Source organism: Zhihengliuella salsuginis (assembly GCF_014651715.1).
GTDB lineage: Bacteria > Actinomycetota > Actinomycetes > Actinomycetales > Micrococcaceae > Zhihengliuella > Zhihengliuella salsuginis.
On sequence record NZ_BMXK01000001.1, the window covers coordinates 220616 to 244988 of the forward strand.

The following is a 24373-nucleotide window of genomic DNA, read 5'->3' on the forward strand; positions in this document are numbered from 1 at the left end:
GTCGCCCCGGGACCGGGCTACCGTGCGCCGGCGAGGTGCTCGACGAGCCGCGGGTGGATGACGCGGCCGTCGACCCGGTGGCCGCCGTCGTGCTCGGCGACCGTCAGCGCGCCGCCGGCCCCGTAGGCGCGCTCGAGGGACGCGGCCGCGGCCCGGAACCCGGCCAGCGGGAAGATCCGGTCCGCGCGCCCGGTCTCGATCAGCAGCGGCCGCGGCGCGAGCCCCGCCAGTACGTCGGGCATCTCGCCGGTCCGCGCGAGCCCGGGCACGTAGTTGCACGGGCAGTGGCGCATCGCCAGGATGCTCTGCGCGTACGTGTTCGCGTACGCGGACAGGGCGACGGCCCGCACCCGGTGGTCGACGAGCCCCAGACACGAGGCGAGCAGCGAGCCGCCCGAGTGCCCGGCCGCGCCCAGCGGAGCGCCGGGATCGAGGCCCAGGCCCGCCAGCGAATCGAGCACGGCGGTCAGCTCCGCGAGACGCGCGCCGGCCAGCGAGAGCCCCGCGAACGCCAGGTGCCGGGTCAGCCGCGCGCACGCCGACGGTTCGTCCGGGGCCGTGTCGGCCGCCGAGCGCCGCTGCCCGAACCCCACGACATCCGGCACGACGACGTTCGCCCCCAGCGCGGCCAGCGACTCGGCGAAGTGGCCGTGGCCGTCGCTGCGGTCAGGGTCGGTGCCGCCGTCCTCCGTGAGGCCCACCAGCTGGCGGCTGCCGTACCCGTGCCCGTGCAGCGCGAGGACGGTCGGCGCACCCGGCGCCGCCCGGTGCGGGCGCAGCACGTAGGCCGCGAACGGCATGCCCGGGTACGCCCCCAGCTCCCAGCGCTGCCGGGTGTACCCGGGCCCGGCCGCCTCGTCGAGCAGGCGCGGCGTCACGGGCCCCGACGCGTCGATGAGGGAGCGGAACGGAACGGCCAGGGACGCGAGGTGCGCCGCCGCCGTCGTACCGGACGCAGGCGGCGACGGCGGGCGGCGGCGGACGCGCTCCAGCAGGGGCTCGGCGCCGACACCGCGGGACGGGTCGCCCGTGGCGTCCGGCGGGGACGGGGCGTCAGGCACTCTCGATCATGCCCGCGACCTCGGCGGTGAACGCCTCGGCCGCCTGCGCGGGGGACGCCTGCTTGAAGAGCACCTGCTCGAGGTGGCGGGACAGGACGTTCTGGGCGTCGCTGCTGCCCTGCGGCGGGACCACCGGGGTGCCCGCGATCTCGGGTTCGATCTCGGACATGAAGTCGAGGAACGCCCGGTCCGGTGCCTCGAGGACGTCCATGACGGCGTCCTCGGTGGCGCTGTTGGCGGGTGCGCCCCGGTCGACGCGCAGGATGGCGGCGGCCTCGGGGTCGTTGACGAGGAAGTCCAGGAAGGAGACGGCCGTCGGGTTGGAGGCGGCCCCGGCGCCCAGCGACCAGAACATGGTGGGCTTGAAGTAGGCGCCGTTCTCCGCCGCGGCCCCGGCGGCGCTCGGCGGGCGGAGCATCACCAGGTCGCTGCCGGTGGTGGCGGCGAACGAGCTGAACTGGTTGGCCCACGACCACGTCATCCCGGCCTTGTTGGTGCCGAAGGCGGACTGCTCCAGCGGGACGCCCTGCTCCTCGGCTGCGCCGGCCGCGCCGAGACCGGCCTCCGTGTCCATCAGGTCGAGCAGGTAGGCGAACATCTCCGTCAGCGTCCGCGTCCGGTAGCCCAGGCCGCCGTCCGCGGAGTAGAGGTCCTCGCCGTGCTGGCGCAGCCACGTGACGAGGTAGGCCTCGTTGACCCCGTAGACGGTGCCGACCGTGTCGGCGCGCGAGGCCTGGATCTCGCGGGCGATCCGCGCGTAGTCCTCCCACGTCCAGGTGGTGTCGTCGGGGAGGTCGACGCCGGCGTCCGCGAAGACGGCCCGGTTCGCGAGGACGCAGTAGCTGTTCTGGCCGGTACTGATCCCGTAGAGGGTTCCGCCGACCGTGCCGGCCTCCAGAGCGCCGGCCGAGACCGTCCCCAGATCGAGCCCGTCGACGGCTCGCAGGTCGGCGAGGATGCCGCGGCCGCCGTACTCGGAGATGTACTTCTGGTCCATGTTGATGATGGCGGGCTCGTCGCCGGCCGCCGCCTGCGTGGCCAGCCGGTCCCAGTAGCTGCCCCACTGCCCGGGCTCGCCGTCGATCGTCGCGTCGGGGTGCTGCGCGAGGTAGGCCGCGATGACCTCGTCGGTCTGCCGGTTCAGGTAGTCGTTGCCCCACCAGGCGAAGCGCACGGGCCCGCCGCCGCTGGATGCGTTGCCGCTGGAGCTCGCTGCGGTCTGCCCGCCGCACGCGGCCAGCACGCCGGCGGCGCCGAGGCCGAACCCGCCGGCCAGGACGGACCGGCGCGAGAGGGCGTGGCGGCCGCGCGGTCGGACCGATGCCCGCGTTGCGCCTCGGGAGGTGCGGTGGAAGGCGGTGGGGTTGCCCATGGGAGTTCTCCATTCACGTCATCGGGATGGTGCGTTCGTTTGTTCCCGACAGGCTACGGCGCGCCCGGGCGCGTGGGGAGGGAACCGTCCGGATGGGCACCACGCCATACCTGGCGGGCATGGCTCCACGAAAGGAAAACTGAACGCCAGCCGTTAATTCGCCGCGAAATCCGGCGAATGCCGTGCTCCCGGGCAACCGTGGGACATGATGTGTCGAGACCGCGCGTGTCGCGCGGATCACTGCACGTGACGAGTCGAGGGGGTTCCGATGATTACTCCGGATGGAAGGGACTGGCTGCAGACGCCGGTCGTGGAGCTGGACCGGCTGTTCCCGGACGCGGGGGCGCGGATCTTCGCCAAGCTGGACCAGCTGCAGGTCGCCGGCAGCACCAAGGAGCGCACGGCGGCCTCGCTCCTCGACGGGGCGGAGGCGGACGGGCGGCTGCTGCCCGGCGGGACCGTCGTCGAGTCGAGCTCCGGCAACCTCGGGATCGCGCTGGCCCGGCACTGCGCCCTGCGCGGCTACCGGTTCGTCGCCGTCGTCGACGCGAACGCGAACGCCGCCGCCGTGCGGATGATGACGGCGTTCGGGGCCGGTGTCGAGCGCGTGGCGCCCGCGGACGGCAACCTGCTCGCCGCCCGTCGTCGCCATGTGCAGGAGCTGCTCGCCGAGATCGACGGCGCGGTCACGACGGATCAATACGGGTCGCCGTACAACCCGCGCGCCCACGAGACGTCGACCATGCCGGAGTTCCTCGCCGCCGCCGGCACCCTGGACACGCTCTTCGTCGCCACCAGCACCACCGGGACGCTCGTGGGCTGCCACCGCTACCTGCGCGCCCACGGGCTGGGCACGCGGCTGGTCGCGGTCGACGCCGCGGGCTCCGTGCTCTTCGGCGGCGCCCCGGCCCCGCGCCGCCTGCCCGGGCTCGGCGCCGGCATCCTGCCCGCGCTGCACGACCACGCCCGCCCCGACGAGACCGCCAGCGTCCCCGAACCCGATATGATCTGGGGCTGCCGCCGTCTGGCCCGCACGGAGGGGCTCCTCGCGGGGGCGTCGACCGGCGCGATCGTCGCCGCCCTCGCCCGCCACCTGGCCGGGCCCGGCGCCGCGCCGGGGGAGCGGGTGGGCCTGCTCGTCCACGACTCGGGAGTGCCCTACCTGGACACCGTGTACGACGACGGCTGGGTCGCCGAGGCCTACCCGGACGCCGCCGCCGGGGTGCTCGGCACCGCGGCACTCGAGTCCGCACTGCCGCCGTCGTCCGCCGCGCGCACGGCGCCGTGAACGGACGGCGGGCCCGCATCGGCGTCGTCGGCGCCGGCCCGAAGGCACTCTTCGCCCTGCAGGAGCTGCACGCGCGGCTCCCCGACGGCGCGCGCGTCGCCGTCGACGTCTTCGACCCGGCCGCGCCGGGAGGCGGCGCGGTCTGGGACCCGGAGCTGCCGGCCGCCCTGCGCCTGAACGCCCCCGCGGCGATGGTCGACGCCCGCGGTGCCGGCTGGACCGAGACGCTCGCCGACTGGATCGAGCGGGTCCATCCCGGGCACGCCGGGGAGCCGTACCCGCCGCGCCGGCTCGTGGGCGAGTACCTGCGCCTGGCGTTCGAAGCGCTGGCGGCCGGTGGCCGCCTCGAGCTGCGCCACCACCGGGTCCGCATCGGCGGCCTCGGCGACGGGTCGGGCCTGATCGATCCGTCCGCCTACGACGAGGTGCTTCTGGCCACCGGGCACGCCGGGGCCCCGCCGCGCCCCGCGGAGGCCGCCGCGGGCATTCCGGCGGGCGCGGAGGCGACCGTCCGCGGGGCGGCGCTGACCGGCCTCGACGCGGTGCTGCTGCTGACCGAGGCGCGCGGCGGGCGCTGGCGCGCCCTCCCGGCGGATCCGCTCGGGTTGCTCGCCTACGAGCCTTCCGGCGCCGAGCCGTCCCTCATCCGCCTGGCCTCGCGCACCGGGGTCCTCATGGCGCCCAAGCCGGAGCACCCGCACCCGGGCCTGCGGCCGATCGTCGAGGCGGCGGCCGCGAGCGTCCGGGACTGGGGAAGGCGCGTTCGTACGACGGCGGCTGCACCCGACCCGGCGTTCCCGCACACCTTGGCAGCGGCCGAGGCCGTGCCGCTGGATCCGCTGTGGCGCGTGCTGATCAGCGCCGGCCGCGAGGCCGCCGACGCCTACGGCGTGCAGACGAGCGGGCTGCGCCTGTGGCGGGCACTCCTGACGGGCTGTGCCGGCGCCGAACCCGAGGAGCGCGCCGGCCGGCGGCCGGCGGAGTTCCTGCGCTCCCGGCTCGCGATCGATGCCGGCCTGGCCCGCCCCGACGAGCCCTGGATCCTCGGCCGGCTGTGGCAGGGGGTCTACCGGGACATGGTGGGAGCGCTCGACCGGCTGCCCCGCTCCGCGCGGGACCAGAGGCGATTCCGGGCCATCGCCGCCCAGCAGGAACGTTCGGCCTTCGGCCCGCCGGCCGAGACCGTCCGCAAGCTCCTGGCCCTGCTCGACGCGGGGCTCGTGGAGATCAGCGTCGGCGTTCCGGCCGGCGGGGCGATCGTCGACGCGGTCACGACGGGGCCGGGAATCCTGGCGGCGCCGGCGGCACCTGCCTCCGCCGCCGAGTTCCACGACCCGCTCTACGCCGACCTGGACCGCAGGGCCCTGACCACGGTCCGGCCGGGCGAGCGCGGCATCCTGACCGACGCCGACGCCGCCTGCGTGGGCCCCGCGGGGCACCGGACCGGGTGGCTCTCAGCCCTCGGCCGCCCCACCGAGGACCCGGTGCTCGGCCACGATACGCTCGACCGCACACTGCACGACGACGGCCGGCGGTGGGCGGCCGCCGTCGTCGACCGCCTCGCTCGCCGGCAGGAAGACCACGGACCCCGGAAGGAACACGCCAGCGCATGAACACGACCCCGACGCCGACGACACCGGAGGCCCCGACGGCGACAGCTCCCGCGCCGCCGGACCGGTCGCTCTGCCGCGGCCCCCAGCCGCTGACCGCGCGGCTGGAACCCTGGATGGAGGAGCTCCTCGCGGACGACGGAACCTGCCGACGGCTCCTGGCCGAGCACGGCTCGCCGGTCAACGTCATCGACACGGCGCCCCTGGTGCGCAACATCGGCGAACTGCGAGCGGCCGCCGCGGCGCACGGCGTCGACTTCGAGGTGTACGTGGCGCGCAAGGCCAACAAGGCGATCGCGGTCGTCGACGCGGCCCGCGACGCCGGGGCCGGGATCGATGTGGCGAGCGACGACGAGCTCGCCCAGGTGCTCGAGCGCGGCGTCGACCCCGCGAAGATCATCCTGACCTCGGCCGTGAAGCCGCCGGCGACGCTGCGGCGCGCGCTGGACGCCGGCGTCGTCGTCAGTCTCGACAACCTCGACGAGCTCGACGACCTGCTCGCCGAGACCGGAGGGGAGCCGGCCGACGTGGCGCTGCGCCTGGCCGCACAGGCGCCGGGGATCCGGCCCACGCGCTTCGGCCTTCCGGGCGACGAGTGGCTCGAGGCCCTCGGAGCCGCCGGCGGCCGGGTGCGCGTGAGCGGTGTGCACTTCCATCTGCACGGCTACGCGGCCGGGGACCGGGTGACGGTGCTGGGCGAGGCGCTGGCGTTCGTGGACCGGCTGCGGGAGGCCGGGCACGACGTGCGGTTCGTCGACATCGGCGGCGGCATCCCGATGTCCTACCTGGACGACCGGGCGGAATGGGACGCGTTCTGGGCGGCGATGCGCGCCCGCCGCGACGACCTGCGCGGGGGAGCGGCGAGTGGGCAGCTGACCTGGAACGACGAACCGCTCGGGCTCGACGGTTCCGGTGTGGTCTACCCGTTCTGGCAGGAGAGCACGCGCCGCGGCTGGCTGGAGAGCGTGCTGGCGGGCCGGATCGGCGGGGCGGGCGTCGCGGAGGCGCTGCGCGATCGCGGCCTGCAGCTGCGGTGCGAGCCCGGGCGTTCGGTCCTCGACGGGTGCGGGCTGACGCTGTCCTCCGTCGCGTTCCGCAAGAACCGCGCCGACGGCGTCCCGCTGGTGGGGCTGCACATGAACCGGACGCAGATGCGCTCGACCTCGCTGGACGTGCTCATGGACCCGATCCTGGTGCGTTCACCCGGTGCGGAGGCCGGGCCGGAGGTGGATGCCTACCTGGTCGGCGCCTACTGCATCGAGGACGAGCTGATCCTCCGCCGGCGCCTGCGGTTCCCCGCCGGCGTGCGCCGCGACGACGTCGTGGCGTTCCCCAACACGGCCGGCTACCTCATGCACATCGTCGAGAGCGCGTCCCACCAGATCCCGCTCGCCGCGAACGTCGTCCGCCGCGGCGGCGGGTTCGAGCGCGACCTGATCGATGGGCGGCAGTTCGGGGTCCAGAAGGAGCAGGGGCACTGAGCGGCGGGGCCCGCAGAGGGTCAGGGGTGACGGGCGCCTTCTCCGCTGAGCACGGCGCGGTACCCCTCGCGGTAGGTCGGGAACGCGAACGTGAAGCCGGTGCCCAGGAGCGCGGCGTTCGAACAGCGCTTGCTGCCGCCCGAGGCCATCGGCACGTCGCCTGTGGGCGGAGTCGGTACGCCCAGCTCCTGAGCCAGGAATCGAAGCACGTCGCCCAGCTCTGCTGGTTCGGTGTCGACCCCCAGGTAGAGCGGCGCCGGATCCGGTACGCGCGTGGTGAGGTGGACGATCGCCTGCGCGGCATCGTCGCGATGGATCCGGTTGGTGTACCGGGGCTCGTCGGGGAGGACCGCGCGCCGTGAGGCGACGCGGTCGATGAGCATGGTGCGCCCGGGACCGTAGATGCCGCCCAGGCGCAGCGCGGTGAAACCGGTGCCGGTGGCCGCCAAGCCTCTGGCCAGCAGTTCCTCCGCCTCCAACTGGATTTCGCCCCGCCAGGTCCGCGGTGCCGGATCCGTGGTCTCGTCGACGAGGCCGCCGTTCGCCTCGCCGTAGACCGCCGTCGACGAGACGTAGAGGACGCGGCGCGGGGCGACTTCGTCACGCTCGAGGGCCCCGATGATCTTCTCGGCACCGCCGACGTACCCGGCCCGGTAGGCCTCCCGTTCCCGGGACGACGCCGAGGCGGTGATGACGACGGTGTCTACGTCGCGCGGGATGGCCGGAAGCTCGGCGGTCAGGTCGGCTTCCACGCCCTCGATCCGGGGAGGCAGTTTTTGCGGCGACCTGCGCCAACCGATGACTCGATGGCCGGCCCGGGCGAACCGCAGCCCCGTCTCTGTCCCGAGGTCTCCGCATCCGGCGATCAGTACGCTCATGGGTCCAGTCTGGCACCACGCATGACGGGGGTGCGATTCGTCGCCGCTAGCGCAGCACGATGTCCGTCGCCACCGCCGGGGAGAGACCCGTCGCCACGAACCCGGAGACGTTCGAGCCCGGATGCTTGACGATGTCGGAGATCGAGCCCAGGTGCCTGGCCAGGTCCACCTTGTCCTCGGGAGCGGCCAGCAGCAGCTGGAACCCGAACTCCTGCAGCGCGTTGATGCCCGCCCCCGCGTACTCCGCGTTCGCCTGGATGAACGCCTCGTCGATCATCACCGTCCCGTAGGTCGTGAAGCCCTGCGTCGCCAGCCCCAGCTGGTAGGCCAGCGCGGCGCCCATGATGAAGGAGGTGAACCGCTGTCCCTCGCCGCCGGAGAGCGTGCCCGGCTCCAGCCCGGCCTCGACCTCGCCGTTGCCTTTGTGCTCGTTGCAGCTGATCAGCACGTGCCGGCGCACGTCCAGCACGGTGTCCCGCCACGCGGCCCGGCCGGGGTCGTCGAGCGCGTCCACGAGCTTCTCGAGCCGCTGGTACTGCGCCGTCAGCGTCGCCTCGCCCGCACCGTAGGCGTGCCCGAGGGCCTCCTTCAGCTCCGCCTTGAACGCGCGCGCCTCGTCCGGCACGGCGGTCGCCAGCTCGAGCCGCAGCCGCGAACTGGTCCCGTCCGGTCCCTGCTCGAAGGGCACGTCGGAGAGGATCTGGTTCAGCGGCTCGATGCGCTCGCCGATCGCCCGCCGCTCCTCCTCGAGCAGCTGCAGCAGGTCGGAGAACCGCTCGTAGGACCGGTTGGAGAAGTACTCGCGGAACTCCTCCTCGCGCTGGGGCAGCCCCTCCTGCACGATCGACTCGTAGAGGCGCACGTACTCCGGCGCCGCGTCGACGCCCGTGCCGTGGGTGGCCGACGCCCCGGGACCGAACGCCCGCGCGAACTCGCGGAACGTCTCCGTCAGGTCCGCCTCCGCGGCGAAGATCGCCTGCTTCGCCTGCGCGGCCTCGCCCTGCAGCTCGAGGGCCGCGGACGACGACGACGCCTCCACCTCCGCGCCCGTCGCCGCGGCGGCCAGGTCGCCGAAGCGGGCGAGGAGCTCGGCGCGCTCCGCCTCCGAGGCGCGCTCCGGGTCCGCCCCGGCCGGGCCGTCGCCGGTGCCGGAGGCCGGCACGGGGACCGCGGCGGAGAGCCGCCGCTCGGCCGCGGCCAGCGAGGCCTCGAGCGCGGAGGCCTCGCTGCGCAGGACCGCGAGCCGGCCCACGGTCGCCTCGCGCTCCTCCTGCGCCGCCTCGAGCGCGGACCGCACCTCGGCCAGCGAGGCGTCGTCGTTCACGGCGGCCGCCAGCCGGGCCTCGAGTTCGGCCACGGCCGCGGCGGCCGGTTCCGTGTCGAGCCGCGCGAACTCGCGGGTATCGTTCGCGAGCGCGGTCAGGGCCCGCATGCGCCCGGCGAGGTCCCGGGTCGAGGCGCTGCGGTCGTCCGCGGCGGCCTCGGCGGCGTCCCGCTCGGCCTCGAGGTCCGCGGCGGCGGCCTCGAGCTCGGCGATCTTCTCCTCGTTGGTGAAGCCCAGCAGGTAGTTCGAGGCGGCGATGGAGCGGGTGTCCCGCTCGAACGTGCCGCGGCCGGTCTTCAGGGTGCCCGAGAGGGAGATCGCCCGCTCGTGCTCGTGCAGCTGCGCGTCCGATTCGACGCACGCCAGCGGGTAGTCGGCGGCGACCTTCGCGCTCAGCCACGCGCCGGCGTCGTTGTCCTTGAACTCGAGCTTCGTGACCAGGTCGTCCGCGCCGGGCGCCGCCCGCCGGGGCGCGTGCGAGGTGTCGACCCAGCGCAGCCGGGAGCCCACGCCGTCCGCCGCGCCGGAGTCGATGGCGCGCGTGACCGCGGCCAGGTGCTCGCCGGGCACCAGCAGCGTGGTCGCCAGCCGCCGCAGCGCCTTCTCGGCGGCCGGCCGCCACGCACCCGCGGCCGGATCCAGATCCACCAGCTCGCCGCCGAACGGCAGCGCCTCCGGATCGAGCCCGGTGACCGAGCAGATCGAACGCCGCGCCGTCGCGGACCGGTCGTCGATGTTGGAGCCGCGCCGCCTGTAGGAGTCGATGTCGGCCCGCAGCTGCCGCAGCTTCTCGCGGGCGGTCATGACCTGGGCCATGGCCTCGTACTCGAGCGTGCGGGTGTCCTGCTCGATCGATTCGAGCCGCTGCGCGGTCTTCGCCGCCTCGGCCCGCATCGCGGCCAGCCCGTCGGCGGTGAAGTCGAGTTCGACGCCGGCGCGCCCGGCCTCCGCGGCCAGCTTTCCGGCCGTCTTCTCCCGTTCGGCGAGGCCGGCGCGTGCGGTCTCGAGCTCGCGTTCGAGGGTGCGCACGGCCTGGCCGCCGTGGGCGTCGTGCTGCTCCTGCAGCGAGGCGACGCGGGTGTCGAGCGTCGCCTTGGCCTCCGCGGCCGCGGCGATCTGCTCGCGGTGCCCGGCGAGGTCGGAGCCCAGCCGGGCGACCTCGGCGCTCTGCACCTCGGCGGCGCGCGAGGCGCGCACCTGCGGCAGGACGACGTCGTACAGCCGGGTGGCGCTGGAGCGCTCGGTGAGCAGCTCCAGGTAGCGGCCGTAGCTCTCGGGGACGAGCTCGAGGGCGTCGCGCTGGGCGCGGGCGGTCTCGAGCTGGCGGTGGATGCCGCGCAGGTGGGCGAAGTCCTCCACCGCCCCGTCGGCGGCCGCGAGCGTGGCCGGGGCCTCGAGGACCTCCTGGCGGAAGAAGAGGTTCACGCCGCGGTCCAGACCCTTGCCGTTCTGCAGGGTGCGCAGCAGGCTGAAGGCCTTGTCGTGGTCGATGCCGAGGCGGCGGCGGAACCGCTCGGCGAAGGTCTTGTGGGTGTCGTAGACCTCGGACCCGGGCAGCGCCTTCAACAGGGTGGAGACGGAGAAGCGGCGCGAGCCGGGCTGGGCCAGCTGCTCCTCGAGCGCGGCGGTGTCCAGCGGGGCGTCGCCGATCACGTAGTGCTTGCCGACCTGGCCCTCGAGGCCGCCGGAGGGCACGTCGAAGAGCGCGGCGATGCAGGTCCGGGAGCCGAGCCCGTTCTCGTAGACCAGCGCGACGGCGCTCCAGGTGGAGCCCGGGCGCTGCGCGACGACGCCGTCGGCCGTCTTGAACTGCCGCCCGCGCATGTACGAGTAGGTGGTGCGGCGGTCGCGGCGGGTCGAGGCCTCGTGGGCGGACTCGTTCAGGCGCGGGACCGCGTGGAAGATGTGGCCGATGCCGTCGAAGAGCGTGGACTTGCCGACGCCCGGGTGGCCCGTGAGCAGGGTGCCGTTCCGGTCCACGTAGAGGCTGTGCCGGCCGTGGAACGTGCCCCAGTTGATGACCTGGATCTCGGCCAGCCGGTGCTGGCCGGGGTTGACCGATTCGCCGATCGGGAGCGTGTACTCGATGCCCATCTACGCGTTCTCCTCTTCGACGGCGGTCTCCAGCGTCTCGTCCTCGATCGCCGAGGCCGCGCTCGGCGCCTCGTCGAGCGGAAACTCGTTCGGCGGCGCCTCGTCCGGGGACACCTCGTCGAGCGGCAGCGAGTCCCCGTCCGTCCGCTCGATCGCGGCGATGTAGGCGGGGATCTCGTCGACCGTCGTGAACGGCAGCGCGATCGCGAGGGCGGCGGAGACCCGGTACTCGTCCTCGAGCTCCGTCGGCAGCACGAGCTTGAGCGCCAGCAGCCGGGCGAGCGAGGAGTCGGTGAGTTCCTCGAGCCGTTTGTCGTCCACGGTGCCCGGCAGCCGGTGCTCCTCCAGGATGTCCCGGGCGCCCGCCCGCGTGATCACCGGGTCCGTGCCGGTGCCCGCGTGGCGGTCCAGCATCAGCCGCAGCCGCAGGGCCAGCAGGGTCTCCTCCCGCTTGAGGGCGCGGCGCGGGGCGATCGGGCTGGTGTGCACGGCGTCCATCTCCACGGGCGCCAGCAGCGCGATCTTGCGGTCGGCGTCGATCTCCAGGCGCAGGAACAGCTCGGAGACGAACGCGGAGATCTCCGCCCGCCGGTCCACGATCCGCTGCCACAGGCGCGCGTCCGTGGTCCCGTCGACGTAGGGGCCGCGCAGCAGGCGCACGATCGCCTGCCGCAGGGCCAGCTCGAACCGCCCGGTGTCGCCCTCGAACAGGGCCTCGGCCGCGGTGGGCTCGCTCATGCTCTCTCCTCGGTAGTCGTCTCGATGGTGCGGTGCTCGGCCGCGAGTTCGGGTGCGTAGGTCACGCGCGGCAGGTAGGCGACGCGCTCGGAGCCGTCGACCTGCCGGATGGCGACCGTCTGGAAGTCGGCGGGGTCCAGGGCAGCGGCGCCGCTCGTGTGCGCCAGCTCGACCAGGTACCGCACCGAGTTCAGGTGCCGGTGCCCGGGCTCGAGCGTCTCGAAGACGTCGCCGAGCGTGACGGACGCGCCGGGCGCCGTCGTCGTCCGCTCCCGCAGGGCCCGCACGACGGCGGCGCGCAGCACCTGCGGGTCCGCGCCCGGGGTGATGGGGGTGCGGTGGATGTCGGCCGCGGAGAGGGCGGGCGGATCGGCGAGCTTCGGCGGGGCGACGTGCTCGGCGGGGTCGAAGATGCCGAGGCCGGCCAGGGTCGCGAAGCGCGGCTCGAACAGGCGGACCGGCGCCACGGGGGTGCGCTGGCGGAGCGCGGGCGACTTGGCGACCGCGAGCTCGGCGGCGCGGATGGCGCGGCGGAGCTGCTCGGATTCGCGCAGCTCGTCCGACTGCACGTACGCGTGGAGGGACTCGGAGAGCTTGCCGTAGGTCGCGTGGACCTCGGTGGCCTGGCGGCGCAGCTCGCGCAGCAGGTTGGCGATCGTGTGGCGCTCGCTGGGCGTCAGGTCGTCCACGAACCCGCGCTCGAGGATCTCGCCGACGGCCTCGCGGAAGCGGGCCTGCTGGGCGGGGTCGTTGAGGAAGTCGGTGAAGCCGCGGAACGTCTCGCCCTCCGGGGTGGAGCGCAGCTGGCGGTCGCCCTCGAGCACCTGGCCGACCGCGACGCCCTTGGAGACGGAGGACTCCATGATCTCCTGGCGGATCCGGTGGAGCATGGCGTGCACGCCGTCGCGCATCCGCTTGAAGTCGGCGGGCAGGTTCGCGGCGAGGTCGAGGATGCTGCGGGCGGCGGCGATGGCGCCGTCGTCGGAGAGCATCGCGGGCTCCTCCCCGCCGCGCAGGGCGTCGAGCTTCGCCCGGCGCTCGGCGATCTCGGCCTCGAGCTGTCGGATGCGGGCCTCGGGGTCGGGGTCGGTCTCGTGGGCGAGGGACTCGAGGCTGGAGAGCAGGGTGGACAGGCGGGAGGAGTTCAGGTTGGTGCCGGACCCGGCCACCGAGTCGAGGAAGCGCAGCACGCGGGCGGTGTGGGCGGTCGGCTCGTACACGAACCGGCCGTCGATCAGCGGGCGGGCGAGGAATCCGGCCTTGACCCACGAGTCGGCGTACTGCCCGGCCTGCCAGGATTCGTTGAGTGGGACCTCGGGGGAGTCGGCGCGCAGCTGCTTGAGGAAGGTGTCGAGGCTCGCGTGGAACGCCTCCAGCCTCACGCGCGGGGTCGCGGAGGTGAACTCGGCGCGCAGGAAGGCGGCGACCCAGGGCGCGGCGGAGAGGAGCTTCCACCCCGCGGATTCGCGGAAGTCCAGCTGGTCGGCCCAGGTGGCGGCAGCGGGGTGGCGGATGCGCATGCGGTGCTTTCTCGAAACGTACGGGGGAGGACGTGTGCCCGGTGTCGGGACGGGCTACGTCTGGGCACCCGATTGTAGGCCACCGGGCTGAACACGCGCTGGTCGGGTGCTCTGCGCCTCACCTCCCGCGACGGCCCCGCGCAGAACCCGCGGGAGGGTTGCCCGCTCCGGGCGCCCGGAGTCAGACCATCGTGTCGAAGCGGGCCCGGGCCGCCTGGTACGCGCCGTAGAGCATGAGTCCCAACGCGAGTCCGAGCAGCCACCCCGGCCCGAACGGCTGGTCCCGCACGGCCTGGAGCGCACCGTCGAGTCCGCTGGAATCGTTCGGATCATTCTGGACGGTCGCGACCACGAACAGCAGGCCGACGAGGCGAGGACCAGCCCCTTGGCGGCGTAGCCGGCTACTCCCAGAACGGTCACGACGACGCGGACGGACCCGCTGGGAAGCGGGTGCAGGTCCTTCAGGAACCGGCGGGAGACGCCCTTGTAGACGTGGTAGCCGGCGACGCCGAGGATCACCAGGCCGGTGGCGACGAGCAGGACCGAACCGGCCGGGTTCTTCATGAGTTCGGCGGAGATGCTCTGCGTGCTCTGGGACGAGCTGCTGCGCTCGCCGAAGGCGTAGCGCAGGATCGTCACCGCGATGGTGAGGTACGCCGCCGTCGTACTGGCGAACTTGAGCCGGGCCAGCACCCTGCTGCGGCCGAACAGCGTCCGCCCCAACTGCCACAGGCCCAGCAGGGCGCACGCCGCGCCGGCGAGCACCAGCGGCACGGTGCCGAACGGCTGGGACGCGACCGCCTGCAGCGCGCCGCTGTGGTCGGCACTGGCGCTGCCGCCGAGCGCCACGACCGCGGTCAGCCACCCGAGGATGGCGTGCAACGCCCCGCTGGTGGCGTAGCCGGACCGGGCGACGGCGGCGAACCGGCCGTCGTGGGCGGCGGCACGTGCGGCGTCCACCGGCTTGGAGTCGCGGACGGCGCCCGCCAGCTGCTCGGCCTGGTCTGCGAGTTCCTCGCGTTTGGATCGTCCACGATCGTCGCGGTGCGGGGCTCCGGTGCCGGTCATGGCAACAGCATAGATCCGGAGCGCGGGTTCCGGGGCCGCGGGATCCGGGCGTTGTGAGGTGCGATTCATCCGTAGACGCATGCCTGCACTAGCATGAACTGCTGCCGTGGGGAATGCCCGCGGCTTTTCTTTGTGTCTGAATCGAGGTGTGCATGACCGCGTGGTCCTTGTTTACCGATCTTGGCTGGATCTGCGTGCTGCTGCTCGCGGGCGCGTTCCTGCGCGCCAAAGTACCGTTCATCCAGAGCATCTTCCTGCCGTCCAGCTTGATCGCCGGCGTGCTGGGGCTGGCGCTCGGCCCGAAGATGCTGGGCGTCATCCCCTTCTCCTCGGAGATCTCCAGCTACGCGGGCGTGCTGATCGCCGTAGTCTTCGCGGCACTGCCCTTCACCTCCAAGGTCGCGTCGCTGAAGGGCGTGATGAAGTCCGTCGGGACCATGTGGGCCGTGTCCCAGTCGGCCGTGATCCTGCAGTGGGGCGTGGGCCTGCTCTTCGCGCTCGGCGTGGTCGGCGTCTTCTTCACCGCGGTGCCCGACGGATTCGGCCTGATGATCGCCACCGGGTTCATGGGCGGGCACGGCACGGCCGCGGCCGTCGCCGAGAGCTTCGGCGACCAGTGGCCCGAGGCGGCGAGCCTGGGCATGACGGCGGCGACGGTGGGCATCATCGTGTCCGTGGTCGGCGGCATCATCCTCATCAAGCTCGAGTCGATGCGCGGGAACACGGTCTACCTGACGCACTTCAAGGACCTGCCGCGCAGCCTGCGCACCGGCATGGTGGAGCCCGACAAGCGCGAGCCCATCGCGGCGAGCCCCGTCTCGTCGATGTCGATCGACCCCCTCATCTACCACGCGGGCGTCCTCTTCGCCATCGCCGGGATCTCCTACATGATCTCCGACTGGGCCGGGTCCATGGTCGACGGCCTGAACATCCCGACGTTCTCCGTCGCCTTCCTGGTGGGCTACCTGGTCTTCGGCGTCATGACCAAGTCCGGCGCCATGCGCCACTTCGACACCCGCCTGTTCGAGCGCACCTCGAGCTCGTCGACCGACCTTCTCGTCGCGTTCGGCATCGCGTCGATCGACCCGGCGATCGTGGTGGCCTACGCCGGACCGCTGGCACTGCTCATGGTCTTCGGCGTCGTCGCGATGATCGCGTTCTACTTCTTCGTCGCGAAGCGGCTCTTCGTCGACCACCAGGTCGAGCAGTCCATCTTCACCTGGGGCTGGGGCACCGGCACGGTAGCCATGGGCATCGCCCTGCTGCGCATCGTGGACCCCGGGATGCGCTCGAAGACCCTCGACTACTACGGCCTCGCCTATATTCCGATCGGGTTCGGCGACATCGCCTTCGTCGCCCTGCTCCCGGCACTGATCATGGCCGGTATGGCCTGGCCCGTGGCGATCGTGATGACCGTCGCCGGCATCGCGATCCTCACCGCCGCCCGGATCATGCGCCGCAAGAACACCCTGCCGGCCGAGGAGGCTCCGGCGACGGCCGCCGTCGACTGACTCTCAGGGGATTCCAAGCGGGGCGGGGTTCAAAGTTCACGGCCCCCGCCCTAACCTGAACATACCGGTCCCGCTGGAGGGACCCCGCCGTCGGGGCCGGACGAGGAGAACCAAAACTGGAGCTCGATCCCAGACCCGAAGGAGAGCATCATGGCAACGGTTTCCGAACGCATCGAAGTCAACGTTCCCGTTGAGACGGCCTACGACGAGTGGACCCAGTTCGAGTCGTTCCCCCGCTTCATGCACGCCGTCGAGAGCGTGACGCAGGTCGACGACGTCACGAGCCGCTGGGCCGTCTCCGTCGCCGGCGTCGAACGCGAATTCGACACCCGCATCACCGAACAGGTGCCGGACGAGGTCATCGCGTGGGAGAGCATCGACGGCAAGGGGCACAACGGCCGGGTGACCTTCCAGTCCATCGAGGTCGTGGACCCCGAGTCGCGCAGCGACCGGCCGAGCGTCGCCGGCGGCGGCCCCATGAATGCCGGCATCGAGGTCGGCGGCGTGGCCCGCGGCTGGGACCCGGACCTGGGCGCCCGGGGCGACGTCGCACCCCGGGGCCGGCCGGGGACGCTGATCGACGTCGAGATCACCTGGGACGACGAGACCTTCCTGGAGCGGCTCGGCGACAAGCTCGGCCTGGACGATGCGCAGGTGAAACGGGACCTGCGCCGCTTCAAGAAGCTCGTCGAGAAAGACGGCGCCGAAGGCGGATGGCGCGGCGAGATCCACGACGGCCGCGAACAGAGCGGCGGCGAGGCACCCGGCGGCACCGCCTGAACCTTCCGGCCGCGACGGCGGGTCAGGTGATCGTGAAGCCGCCGTCGATGCGCAGATCCGTTCCGTTGACCATGGCCGCCTCCGCCGAGGCCAGGTAGAGCGCGGCCGCCGCGATCTCCTGCGGCTCGGCGAACCGGCGGGTGGGGATCTGGGCCTTGTGGGCGTCGCCGCGGGGCCCGGACCACGCCTTGCGGCCCAGATCCGTCAGCACCACGGTCGGCGAGAGCGTATTCGCCGTGACCCCATGCGGGCCCAGCTCGCCGGCGAGCGAGCGCGTCAGGCCGAACAGGCCCGACTTGGACGCGGCGTACGCGGCGTGGTGCTCGAGCGCGACGTGCGCCGCCTGGGACGCGATGTTCACGATCCGACCGTACCCGGCCCGTTTCATGTGCGCGGCAACCGCCCGGCAGACGGCGAACGTACCCGTGAGGTTGATGCCGACCACCTTGTCCCAGTGCCCGTCCGGAACCTCCTCGACGGGGTCCAGCAGGGCGATGCCCGCGGAGTTCACGAGGATGTCGATCCGGCCGACGCGCTCCGCCAGAGTGTCGACGGCCGCCGTCACGGCATCCCGGTCCGTGACGTCCATGGCGATGGTCTGCACCTCGTGGCCGTCCGCGGCGAATTCTCCCGCGGCGGCCTCGAGCTGGGCGGCGTCGACATCGGCCAGCACGACGGCGGCGCCCTGCCCGGCGAGCGTGCGCGCGATCGCCTTGCCGAGGCCCGACGCGCCGCCGGTCACGAGCGCCGTGCGCCCGGTCAGGTCGAAGAGGCTCATCAGCACGCCCCCGTCTGCTCGAACTCGGTGATGGCGCTTACCTTCTCCTGCGAGGCGCTCGCCGGGTCGAACGCGTAGCCGAGCCACTCGGACGCGAGTCGGCGGGCCAGCTCCCGCCCGATGACCCGCTGGCCCATGCAGAGGACCTGCGCGTCGTTGGAGAGGATCGAGCGCTCCACGGAGAACGAGTCGTGGGCGGTCACGGCCCGGATCCCCGGCACCTTGTTGGCCGAGATGGCCACGCCGAGCCCTGTGCCGCAGATGAGGATCGCGCGGTCGGCCCGCCCGTCCGCCACCGCCTGCGCGGCCTCGATGGCGATCCGCGGGTAGGGGGTGTGGCCGTCGTCGTCGACTCCGACGTCGAGCACGGACGCGACGCGGCCGTCGGCCTCGAGGTCGGCGCGGATGGCCTCCTTGTAGTCGTATCCGGCGTCGTCGCAGCCGACGACGAGGCGAAGTTTCTGCGTGGTCATGGTGTCTCCTTCGAGGTGCGCACTCAGCGCAGGTGGGTGGCGAGATCGGCGACGATCAGGGACAGGGACGTGGCGCCGGCGTCCGGCGTGCCGACGCTCTTCTCGGCGAGCGGACGGGCGCGCCCGACGGCGGGCCGCAGCGACGCCGTCGCCTCCGCGGCCTCGGCGGCCGACGCGGCGGCGGAGCGCCAAGCCGCGGGTAGGGTCTCGCCGTCCTCGATCGCGGATTCGAGGGTCGTGGCGAAGGGCACGAGCGCGTCGACGAGCGTCTTGTCGCCCACCTCGGCCTTCCCGAGCCCGGTCATGGAGTCGAGGAACGCCCGGACGGCGTCCACGGCGTGCCGGTCGGTGTACTGCTCGGCCGTGTCGTCGAGCTCGTTGCCGGCCGCCTCCAGCGCGGCGCCCCAGAGGACGCCGGACGTGCCGCCCGCGTCGTCGGCCCAGGCCCGCCCGGCCGCGCGCAGCACGGCGTTCGGCCCGGCCTGCGCCGGAACGGACCGGCCCGCCTCGGTGGCGGCGGAGATGCCGCGCACCATCCCGCGCCCGTGGTCGCCGTCGCCGGCGACGGCGTCGATCCGGCCCAGCTCGGCGCTGTTCTCCTCGAGCAGGGACTGCACCGAGGCGAGTGCCGTGCGGACCGATGCGGCGAGCTCGACGCCGGCGGGCGACGCCTCCACGTCGGGCGCGGGGGCCGCCGTCGTGCTGACGATGTCCGCGGCCGCTGAACGCGCGGGGACGGCCGCGTTGATGCGGCGGAACGCCGGGGTGTAGGCGTCGGCCGTCCACCAGCGCTCCAGGTCCGGATCCAGCCACATCAGCGTCAGGGAGCAGCCGCCCATGTCGAGGCTGGTCACGAGCTCGCCGACCTCCGGCTGGACGACCTCGTACCCGCGCTCGGCCAGGAGCGCGGACACGCGGCCCCAGAGGAGGAAGAGCTCCTCGTACTTGGTGTCGCCGAGCCCGTTGAGGACGGGTGCCACGCGGCGGCCGGCGCCCTCGGGCGCCTCGGCCAGCACACGGTCGACGAACAGCTGCGCCAGGTCGTCGGCGGACATGAGCGGCACGTCCTTGATCCCCGGCTCGCCGTGGATGCCGAGGCCGAGGCCCAGGTGGCCGTCCGGGACCTCGAACAGCGGGTGGTCCTCGCCGGGCATCGTGCACCCGGAGAAGGCGACGCCGAGGGTGCGGGTCGCGGCGTTCGCGCGGTTCCCGGCCTCCTCGACCGCGTCGAGGTCCAGGCCCTCCGCGGCCGCGGCGCCGAGCACCTTGAACACGGTGAAGTCGCCGGCGATGCCGCGGCGTTTGGCGGGGTCGTCGGCCGAGGCGATGTCGTCCGTGACGACGACGAGGCGCGCGTCGAGCCCCTCGGCGGCCAGGCGCTGCTGGGCCAGGCCGAAGTTCATGTTGTCGCCGGCGTAGTTCCCGTAGGTGAAGACCACCCCGCGCCCCTGGTCGGCGGCGCGGGCGACGCTGCAGGCCCAGTTCGCCGACGGGGAGGTGAAGATGTTCCCGACGACGGCACCGGCCGCGAAGCCGGGGCCGACCAGGCCGGCGAAGGCCGGGTAGTGGCCCGAGCCGCCGCCGACGACGACCCCGACCTGGCCGGAGCCGGGCGCCGAGGCGGACACGACGCCGCCGTCGACGCCGACGAGCCGGTCGGAGTAGAGATCGAGGAAGCCGGCGAGCTGGTCCTCCATGAAACGGGCGGGATCGTTGAACAGGGTAGTCATGGTCGAAAGTCCTTACGGGTGGATCAGGCTGGGGCGGAGGACGAGGCGGCCGGCGCGGTGCGGTGGCCGAAGAGCTTGCCGTACTTCTCCTTGTCCTCGTCCTCGGGGACCTTGAGGTGGCGGATCATCGCGAAGGCGCAGGCGTAGAGGGCCACGAATGTCCACACGACGACCGAGTTGCGGGTGAAGTCGTTCCAGCCCAGGCCGGCGGCGATGTTGAAGACGATCGCGACGACGGCGGAACCGAGGAACGTGGCGCCGCCGGCCGCCGTCGTGTACATGGCGATGGCCGCGCCGCGGTGGTTCGGGGCGAGCGCCGGCATGATCGCGCCCATGGGGACGAAGCCGGCGAGCAGGCAGCCGAAGATGCAGCCGGCGACGACGGAGGCGATGTACCCCCACGTCGAGCCCGCGGGCACCATGTGCGGGACGTACCACCAGAGCAGTAGGCCGATCGCCGAGCCGGCGATGCCGAACCACTTGACGGTTCGGCGCCAGCCCCAGCGGTCGCCGATGGCGCCGAAGACGGCGTTGACGAGGATGTTCGTCGCGTAGACGGCGACGGTCATGGCGAGCCAGCGGGACTGGCCCCAGCCGAGTGTGGTGGAGATGACGGCCGGGAGCATGATGAACATGCCGAACTGCGGGGCCGTGTTGATGAGGCGGATCAAAAACCCCATGGCGACCTTGCGGTTCGTGAATGTCAGGCGCAGACCCGCGGTCATGACCTGCATGGCCGACTCGCCGGCCGGTGCGATGCGCTGCGACCCGCGGGCGTCCTTGATGCCGAACCAGGAGATGAGGAAGCCGGCGGCGACCAGCGCCGCGGCCAGCCACATCGCGCCGGTCTCGCCGGCGCGGCCGCCGCCGAACGCGGGGATCGCGCCGATGGCGACGAGCGAGCCCAGGGTCGGCAGGCCGCCCGTGTACATCACGTAGAACCAGCCGATGGCGGTGGAGTTGCGCTCCGGCGGGGCGGTGATGTTGACCCAGACGATGAACGCGAACGCGAACATCGGGAAGCCGAAGCCGCGCAGGAAGTACGTCACGGCGGCCAGTTCGAGGCTGCCCGCGGACAGGGCGATCAGGAACAGGATCTGGAAGACGAGGAAGATGCCCGCGCCGACCGCCATCACGCGGCGCGGCCCGAAGAGGTCGGAGAGCGAGCCGCCCAGGTAGGAGGCGATGAGCACGGCGATCGAGTGCCCGGTGATGATGGACGAGATCGTGGCCTCGGGGGAGCCGAGCACGTCGACCATGTGCGGGGTGAGGATGTTCGACTCGAGGCCGACGGCCGTCATGACCAGGAGCAGGCCCAGGAAGCCGAAGCGCAGCATGTGCGGCATGCCGGCGCGGTCCAGCTTCGTCTCGTTCGGGTGCCCGGCGGGGAGCGGGAGGTTCGTCACGGGTGCGGAACTCATGTTCAGGCACCCGCCTGGAAGTTGCCGGCGGTCCCGGCCGGGACCGGGCCGTTCGGCAGGATCGAGACCTTCACGGAGCCGCCGGAGGAGTCGCCGACCATGTCGAGGGCGTCCTGGAACCGTTCGAGCGGGAACTGGTGCGTGCAGATCGTCTCCATCGGCAGCTTGCCGCTCTCGATGAGCTTGATGGCGGCGGGCCAGCAGTGCGGGCCGAGGTGGGCGCCGAGGATGTCGAGTTCCTTGTCGTCGGAGATGATCGACCAGTCGACGCTCGGCTTGTCCTTGAAGACGGAGTACTCGACGAAGCGGCCGAGCTTGCGCAGCAGGTTCAGGCCCTGCCCGACGGCGGACGGGTGGCCGGTGGCCTCGATGTAGACGTCCGCGCCGTAGCCGCCCGTGAGCTCCTTGACGGCGGCGACGGCGTCGCTCTCGCCGATGTTGATGACGACGTCGGCGCCGCACGCCTTGGCGAGCTCGAGCTTCTCGTCGACCATGTCGAGGGCGATGATGCGCAGCGGGTTCTTCTGGCGTGCACCGGCGATCGCGGAGAGCCCGATCGGCCCGGCGCCGGCGACGACCACGGTGTCCTCGAACTGGATGGAGGCGCGCTCGACGGCGTGCATGGCGCAGGAGAGCGGTTCGGAGAAGGCGGCGAAGTGGCCGGGGAGCTCCGCGGCGACGCGGTGGGTGAGCGCGCGGGTGGGGATGAGGACGTACTCGGCCATGGCGCCGTCGAAGCCCTTGAAGCCGAACATGTCGTGCGGTTCGCACATCCAGTAGATGCCGCGGGAGCAGTAGAAGCAGTCGGCGCAGGGGACGATCTGCTCGCAGGCGAGGCGGTCGCCGAGCTCGACGTCGCGGGTGGTCAGCGCGCCCTCGCCGGCGGCGACGACGGTGCCGACGAACTCGTGGCCCGGGATGCGGTCGCGCTCGGCCCAGGCCGGCTTGTGCTCGCCGCCCCAGAACTTCTCGGCGCCGTGGTAGCACTTCAGGTCCGAGGCACAGACGCCGACGGCGTCGGTGCGCAGGAGCAGCTCGCCCGGTCCCGGGGTCGGCACGGGGCGCTCCTCCAGCCGGTAGTCCTCCGGGCCGTGCACGACGACGGCCCGCATCGTCGTCGGCAGTTCTTCTGCCGCGGGGGCGGCGGGGATGGTGGTTGTCTCGGTCACGCTGATCACTCCTTGACGCATGGTCATCTCTGGTCGGTCGACGCTCCGGGTGGCCCGTTCGCAGCAGAAGGGGTTGTGATGCAGGCCATGTGCATGGCGTCACAATCCATAGTGCGCGATCCCAGAACAAACGTCAAGCACATATGTTCACGAGCGCTGGCGCGCGATACGGTGGGGAGGCTCCAGTACGATGACGGCGGAGGCGAATGTGACTCAGAACGCAGAACAGGCCGGCGGGCAGCCGGCGACCGACGAGCTCGGCCATGCCGAGCTCGACCGGCTGTACCGGGCTGCCCAGATGTACTACGAGCAGGGCGCGACCCAGGCGCAGGTGGCCGAGCAGCTGCAGGTCTCACGGCCGTCGATCAGCCGGATGCTGGGCGAGGCCCGGCGGCTCGGGATCGTGGAGATCCGCGTGCACAAGCCGACGACGGTGGGCACCGACGCGCTCGCCGAGCAGCTGCGCGACGCCCTGGGTCTCGACGAGGTGCATCTTGCCCCCGGCGACCAGAGCGGCCGCCTCGGTCCGGGGCTCGCGCCGGCGACCCGGCAGGCGCTGCGCGACGTCGCACTGAACGCCGGCGACGTCCTGCTCGTCGCGTCGGGGGAGACCACGTATTCGCTGGCCCAGCAGAATCTCGGCGACTTCGGCGGCGTCATCATCGCGCCGGCGGTCGGCGGGCAGGCCGAGCCCGACCCGTGGCACCAGACCAACGAGGTCGTCCGCGCCTTCACGGCGGCGTCGGGCGGCTACGCGCACTACCTCTTCGCTCCGTCGATGCCGTCTGCCGCCCTGCTGGAAGCACTGCAGGACGACCCCGGCTACCGGCAGGTCATCCAGGACTGGGAGACGGCGAAGGTCGCGATCGTCGGCATCGGCGCCCCGGCGCTCTCACGCGAGTCGATGTCGCGCTCGGTCCCGCGCGACCACCCGAACCTGGAGCGCTCGGTCGGCGACGTCTGCCTGGCCTTCTTCGACGAGGAGGGCAGCGAGGTGGCGTTCCCGGGCAAGGAGCGCATGGTGCGGATCCCGCGGTCCACGCTGGGCCGGATCCCGACCCGCATCGCCGTGGCCGTGGGTACGCGCAAGGTGCCGAGCATCCGGGTCTCCGCCCGGGCCGGCTGGTTCAACGTCCTGGTGACCGACGAGGTCACCGCCCGCGCCATCCTCCACGCCGGCTGAGCGGGGGCGGGCGCCCGGTCAGTTCACGTCGTCGGGGTGGGACCCGCTGCGGAAGCCGCGGTCGAGGGCCGGGATCGCATGCAGGTCGTCCGCGTCGAGTGCGAAGCCGAAGACGTCGGCGTTCTGGGCCATGCGCTCGGGCGCGCTGGCCTTGGGGAAGACGATGTTCGACTCCTGCAGGTGCCAGCGCACCACGACCTGGGCGACCGTCACCCCGTGCTTGGCGGCGATCCGCATCAGCTCCGGGTCGTCGAGCAGGCGGCCGCGCGCCAGCGGCGACCACGCCTCGGTGGCGATCCCCAGCTCGGCGTGCTCCTCGCGCAGCTCGCGCTGCTGCAGCCACGGGTGCAGCTCCACCTGGTTCACGGCCGGCACGACGTCGGCGCTCTCGAGCAGGTCCTGCAGGTGTGCGGGCTGAAAGTTGGAGACGCCGATCGCGCGGACCAGGCCGTCGTCGTGCAGTCTCTCGAGCGCCCGGTAGGTCTCCCGGTAGAGGCCGCGCTCGGGGCAGGGCCAGTGGATGAGGTAGAGGTCCAGGTGCTCGAGGCCCAGGTCGGCACGGGTCTTCTCGAAGGCGCGCAGCGTGGAGTCGTAGCCCTGGTCGTCGTTCCAGACCTTGGAGGTGACGAAGAGGTCCTCCCGGGCGAGGCCGCCGTCGAACGCGGCGCGGAGGGCGCGTCCGACGCCGGCCTCGTTGCCATAGAGGGCCGCGGAGTCGAGGTGCCGGTAGCCGGTCTGCAGGGCCTGGCCGACGATGGCCTCGGCCTCGTCCCCGGGCACTTTGTAGAGCCCGAACCCGAGCTGCGGGATCGAGACGTCCGAGGTCAGCGGCATCATCGGCACGGTCAGGGGCTGGTTGTAAGCGGAAGCCATGCTCCGATCGTATCGGGCCTG

19 protein-coding genes and 1 pseudogene are annotated in these 24373 nt (G+C 72.8%); 6 read left to right on the top strand and 14 right to left on the bottom strand.

Annotated features, from left to right (window positions below):
* Positions 1-17: 17 nt before the first annotated feature.
* Entirely contained in the window at positions 18-1061 is a 1044-nt protein-coding gene (locus tag IE069_RS01065) for an alpha/beta hydrolase family protein (RefSeq protein ID WP_189348249.1), read from the bottom strand.
* Positions 1054-2433, bottom strand: a complete 1380-nt coding sequence (locus IE069_RS01070; protein WP_189348250.1) for an ABC transporter substrate-binding protein — start codon at positions 2431-2433, stop codon at positions 1054-1056. Before IE069_RS01070 ends, IE069_RS01065 begins: the two co-directional genes overlap by 8 nt.
* A 268-nt stretch (positions 2434-2701) precedes the next feature.
* Between IE069_RS01070 and IE069_RS01075 the strand changes: the two genes are divergently transcribed.
* The 3 genes from IE069_RS01075 to IE069_RS01085 are packed head-to-tail and all read left to right on the top strand — an operon-like array spanning position 2702 to position 6812.
* Entirely contained in the window at positions 2702-3721 is a 1020-nt protein-coding gene (locus tag IE069_RS01075) for a pyridoxal-phosphate dependent enzyme (protein WP_189348251.1), read from the top strand.
* Entirely contained in the window at positions 3718-5334 is a 1617-nt protein-coding gene (locus tag IE069_RS01080; RefSeq protein ID WP_189348252.1) for an FAD/NAD(P)-binding protein, read from the top strand. Before IE069_RS01075 ends, IE069_RS01080 begins: the two co-directional genes overlap by 4 nt.
* A complete protein-coding gene (locus IE069_RS01085) occupies positions 5331-6812 on the top strand; it encodes a type III PLP-dependent enzyme domain-containing protein (protein ID WP_229790861.1) in 1482 nt (493 codons plus the stop codon). Before IE069_RS01080 ends, IE069_RS01085 begins: the two co-directional genes overlap by 4 nt.
* A 20-nt stretch (positions 6813-6832) precedes the next feature.
* On the opposite strand, the gene IE069_RS01090 is transcribed toward IE069_RS01085, so the two are convergent.
* From IE069_RS01090 to IE069_RS15770, 6 genes and pseudogenes are all read right to left on the bottom strand, one after another.
* Positions 6833-7690: an SDR family oxidoreductase gene (locus tag IE069_RS01090; protein WP_189348253.1), complete on the bottom strand. Its 858-nt coding sequence runs from the start codon at positions 7688-7690 to the stop codon at positions 6833-6835.
* 46 nt (positions 7691-7736) lie between these two features.
* Positions 7737-11108, bottom strand: a complete 3372-nt coding sequence (locus IE069_RS01095; RefSeq protein ID WP_189348254.1) for an ATP-binding protein — start codon at positions 11106-11108, stop codon at positions 7737-7739.
* Positions 11109-11846 carry a DUF4194 domain-containing protein gene (locus tag IE069_RS01100; RefSeq protein WP_189348255.1) on the bottom strand — a complete coding sequence of 246 codons (738 nt, stop codon included), beginning with the start codon at positions 11844-11846 and terminating at the stop codon, positions 11109-11111.
* The gene (locus tag IE069_RS01105) at positions 11843-13366 is read right to left on the bottom strand and encodes a DUF3375 domain-containing protein (protein ID WP_189348256.1); all 1524 of its coding nucleotides are present in this window, start codon (positions 13364-13366) and stop codon (positions 11843-11845) included. The genes IE069_RS01100 and IE069_RS01105 overlap by 4 nt, the downstream gene beginning before the upstream one ends.
* Positions 13367-13547: 181 nt before the next feature.
* Positions 13548-13718, bottom strand: a complete 171-nt coding sequence (locus IE069_RS15765; protein WP_373287779.1) for a DUF1206 domain-containing protein — start codon at positions 13716-13718, stop codon at positions 13548-13550.
* A 131-nt stretch (positions 13719-13849) separates the two neighbouring features.
* Positions 13850-14515: pseudogene (locus tag IE069_RS15770) on the bottom strand (DUF1206 domain-containing protein); the annotation flags it as partial.
* Positions 14516-14586: 71 nt separating this feature from the next.
* Between IE069_RS15770 and IE069_RS01115 the strand changes: the two are divergent.
* Positions 14587-15945 (top strand): sodium/glutamate symporter, encoded by a 1359-nt coding sequence (locus IE069_RS01115; protein ID WP_189348258.1) that lies wholly within the window; start codon positions 14587-14589, stop codon positions 15943-15945.
* 150 nt (positions 15946-16095) lie between these two features.
* A complete protein-coding gene (locus IE069_RS01120; protein WP_189348259.1) occupies positions 16096-16725 on the top strand; it encodes an SRPBCC family protein in 630 nt (209 codons plus the stop codon).
* Between the two features lie 22 nt (positions 16726-16747).
* Here IE069_RS01120 and IE069_RS01125 read toward each other — a convergent pair whose 3' ends face one another.
* Genes IE069_RS01125 through IE069_RS01145 form a run of 5 tightly spaced genes read right to left on the bottom strand, consistent with a single transcriptional unit; the run spans position 16748 to position 22296 of the window.
* Positions 16748-17503 carry a GolD/DthD family dehydrogenase gene (locus IE069_RS01125; protein WP_189348260.1) on the bottom strand — a complete coding sequence of 252 codons (756 nt, stop codon included), beginning with the start codon at positions 17501-17503 and terminating at the stop codon, positions 16748-16750.
* Positions 17503-17976 carry a ribose-5-phosphate isomerase gene (locus IE069_RS01130; protein WP_189348261.1) on the bottom strand — a complete coding sequence of 158 codons (474 nt, stop codon included), beginning with the start codon at positions 17974-17976 and terminating at the stop codon, positions 17503-17505. The genes IE069_RS01125 and IE069_RS01130 overlap by 1 nt, the downstream gene beginning before the upstream one ends.
* Before the next feature lie 23 nt (positions 17977-17999).
* A complete protein-coding gene (locus tag IE069_RS01135) occupies positions 18000-19706 on the bottom strand; it encodes a dihydroxyacetone kinase family protein (RefSeq protein ID WP_189348262.1) in 1707 nt (568 codons plus the stop codon).
* Positions 19707-19729: 23 nt separating this feature from the next.
* Entirely contained in the window at positions 19730-21127 is a 1398-nt protein-coding gene (locus IE069_RS01140; protein WP_189348263.1) for an RbtT/DalT/CsbX family MFS transporter, read from the bottom strand.
* A gap of 2 nt (positions 21128-21129) precedes the next feature.
* The gene (locus IE069_RS01145) at positions 21130-22296 is read right to left on the bottom strand and encodes a zinc-binding dehydrogenase (protein WP_308425364.1); all 1167 of its coding nucleotides are present in this window, start codon (positions 22294-22296) and stop codon (positions 21130-21132) included.
* Positions 22297-22504: 208 nt separating this feature from the next.
* Here IE069_RS01145 and IE069_RS01150 point away from each other — a divergent pair, with 208 nt between their 5' ends.
* Positions 22505-23479 (top strand): sugar-binding transcriptional regulator, encoded by a 975-nt coding sequence (locus tag IE069_RS01150; RefSeq protein ID WP_229790862.1) that lies wholly within the window; start codon positions 22505-22507, stop codon positions 23477-23479.
* 18 nt (positions 23480-23497) lie between these two features.
* On the opposite strand, the gene IE069_RS01155 is transcribed toward IE069_RS01150, so the two are convergent.
* The gene (locus IE069_RS01155) at positions 23498-24352 is read right to left on the bottom strand and encodes an aldo/keto reductase (protein ID WP_189348264.1); all 855 of its coding nucleotides are present in this window, start codon (positions 24350-24352) and stop codon (positions 23498-23500) included.
* Positions 24353-24373 lie beyond the last annotated feature (21 nt).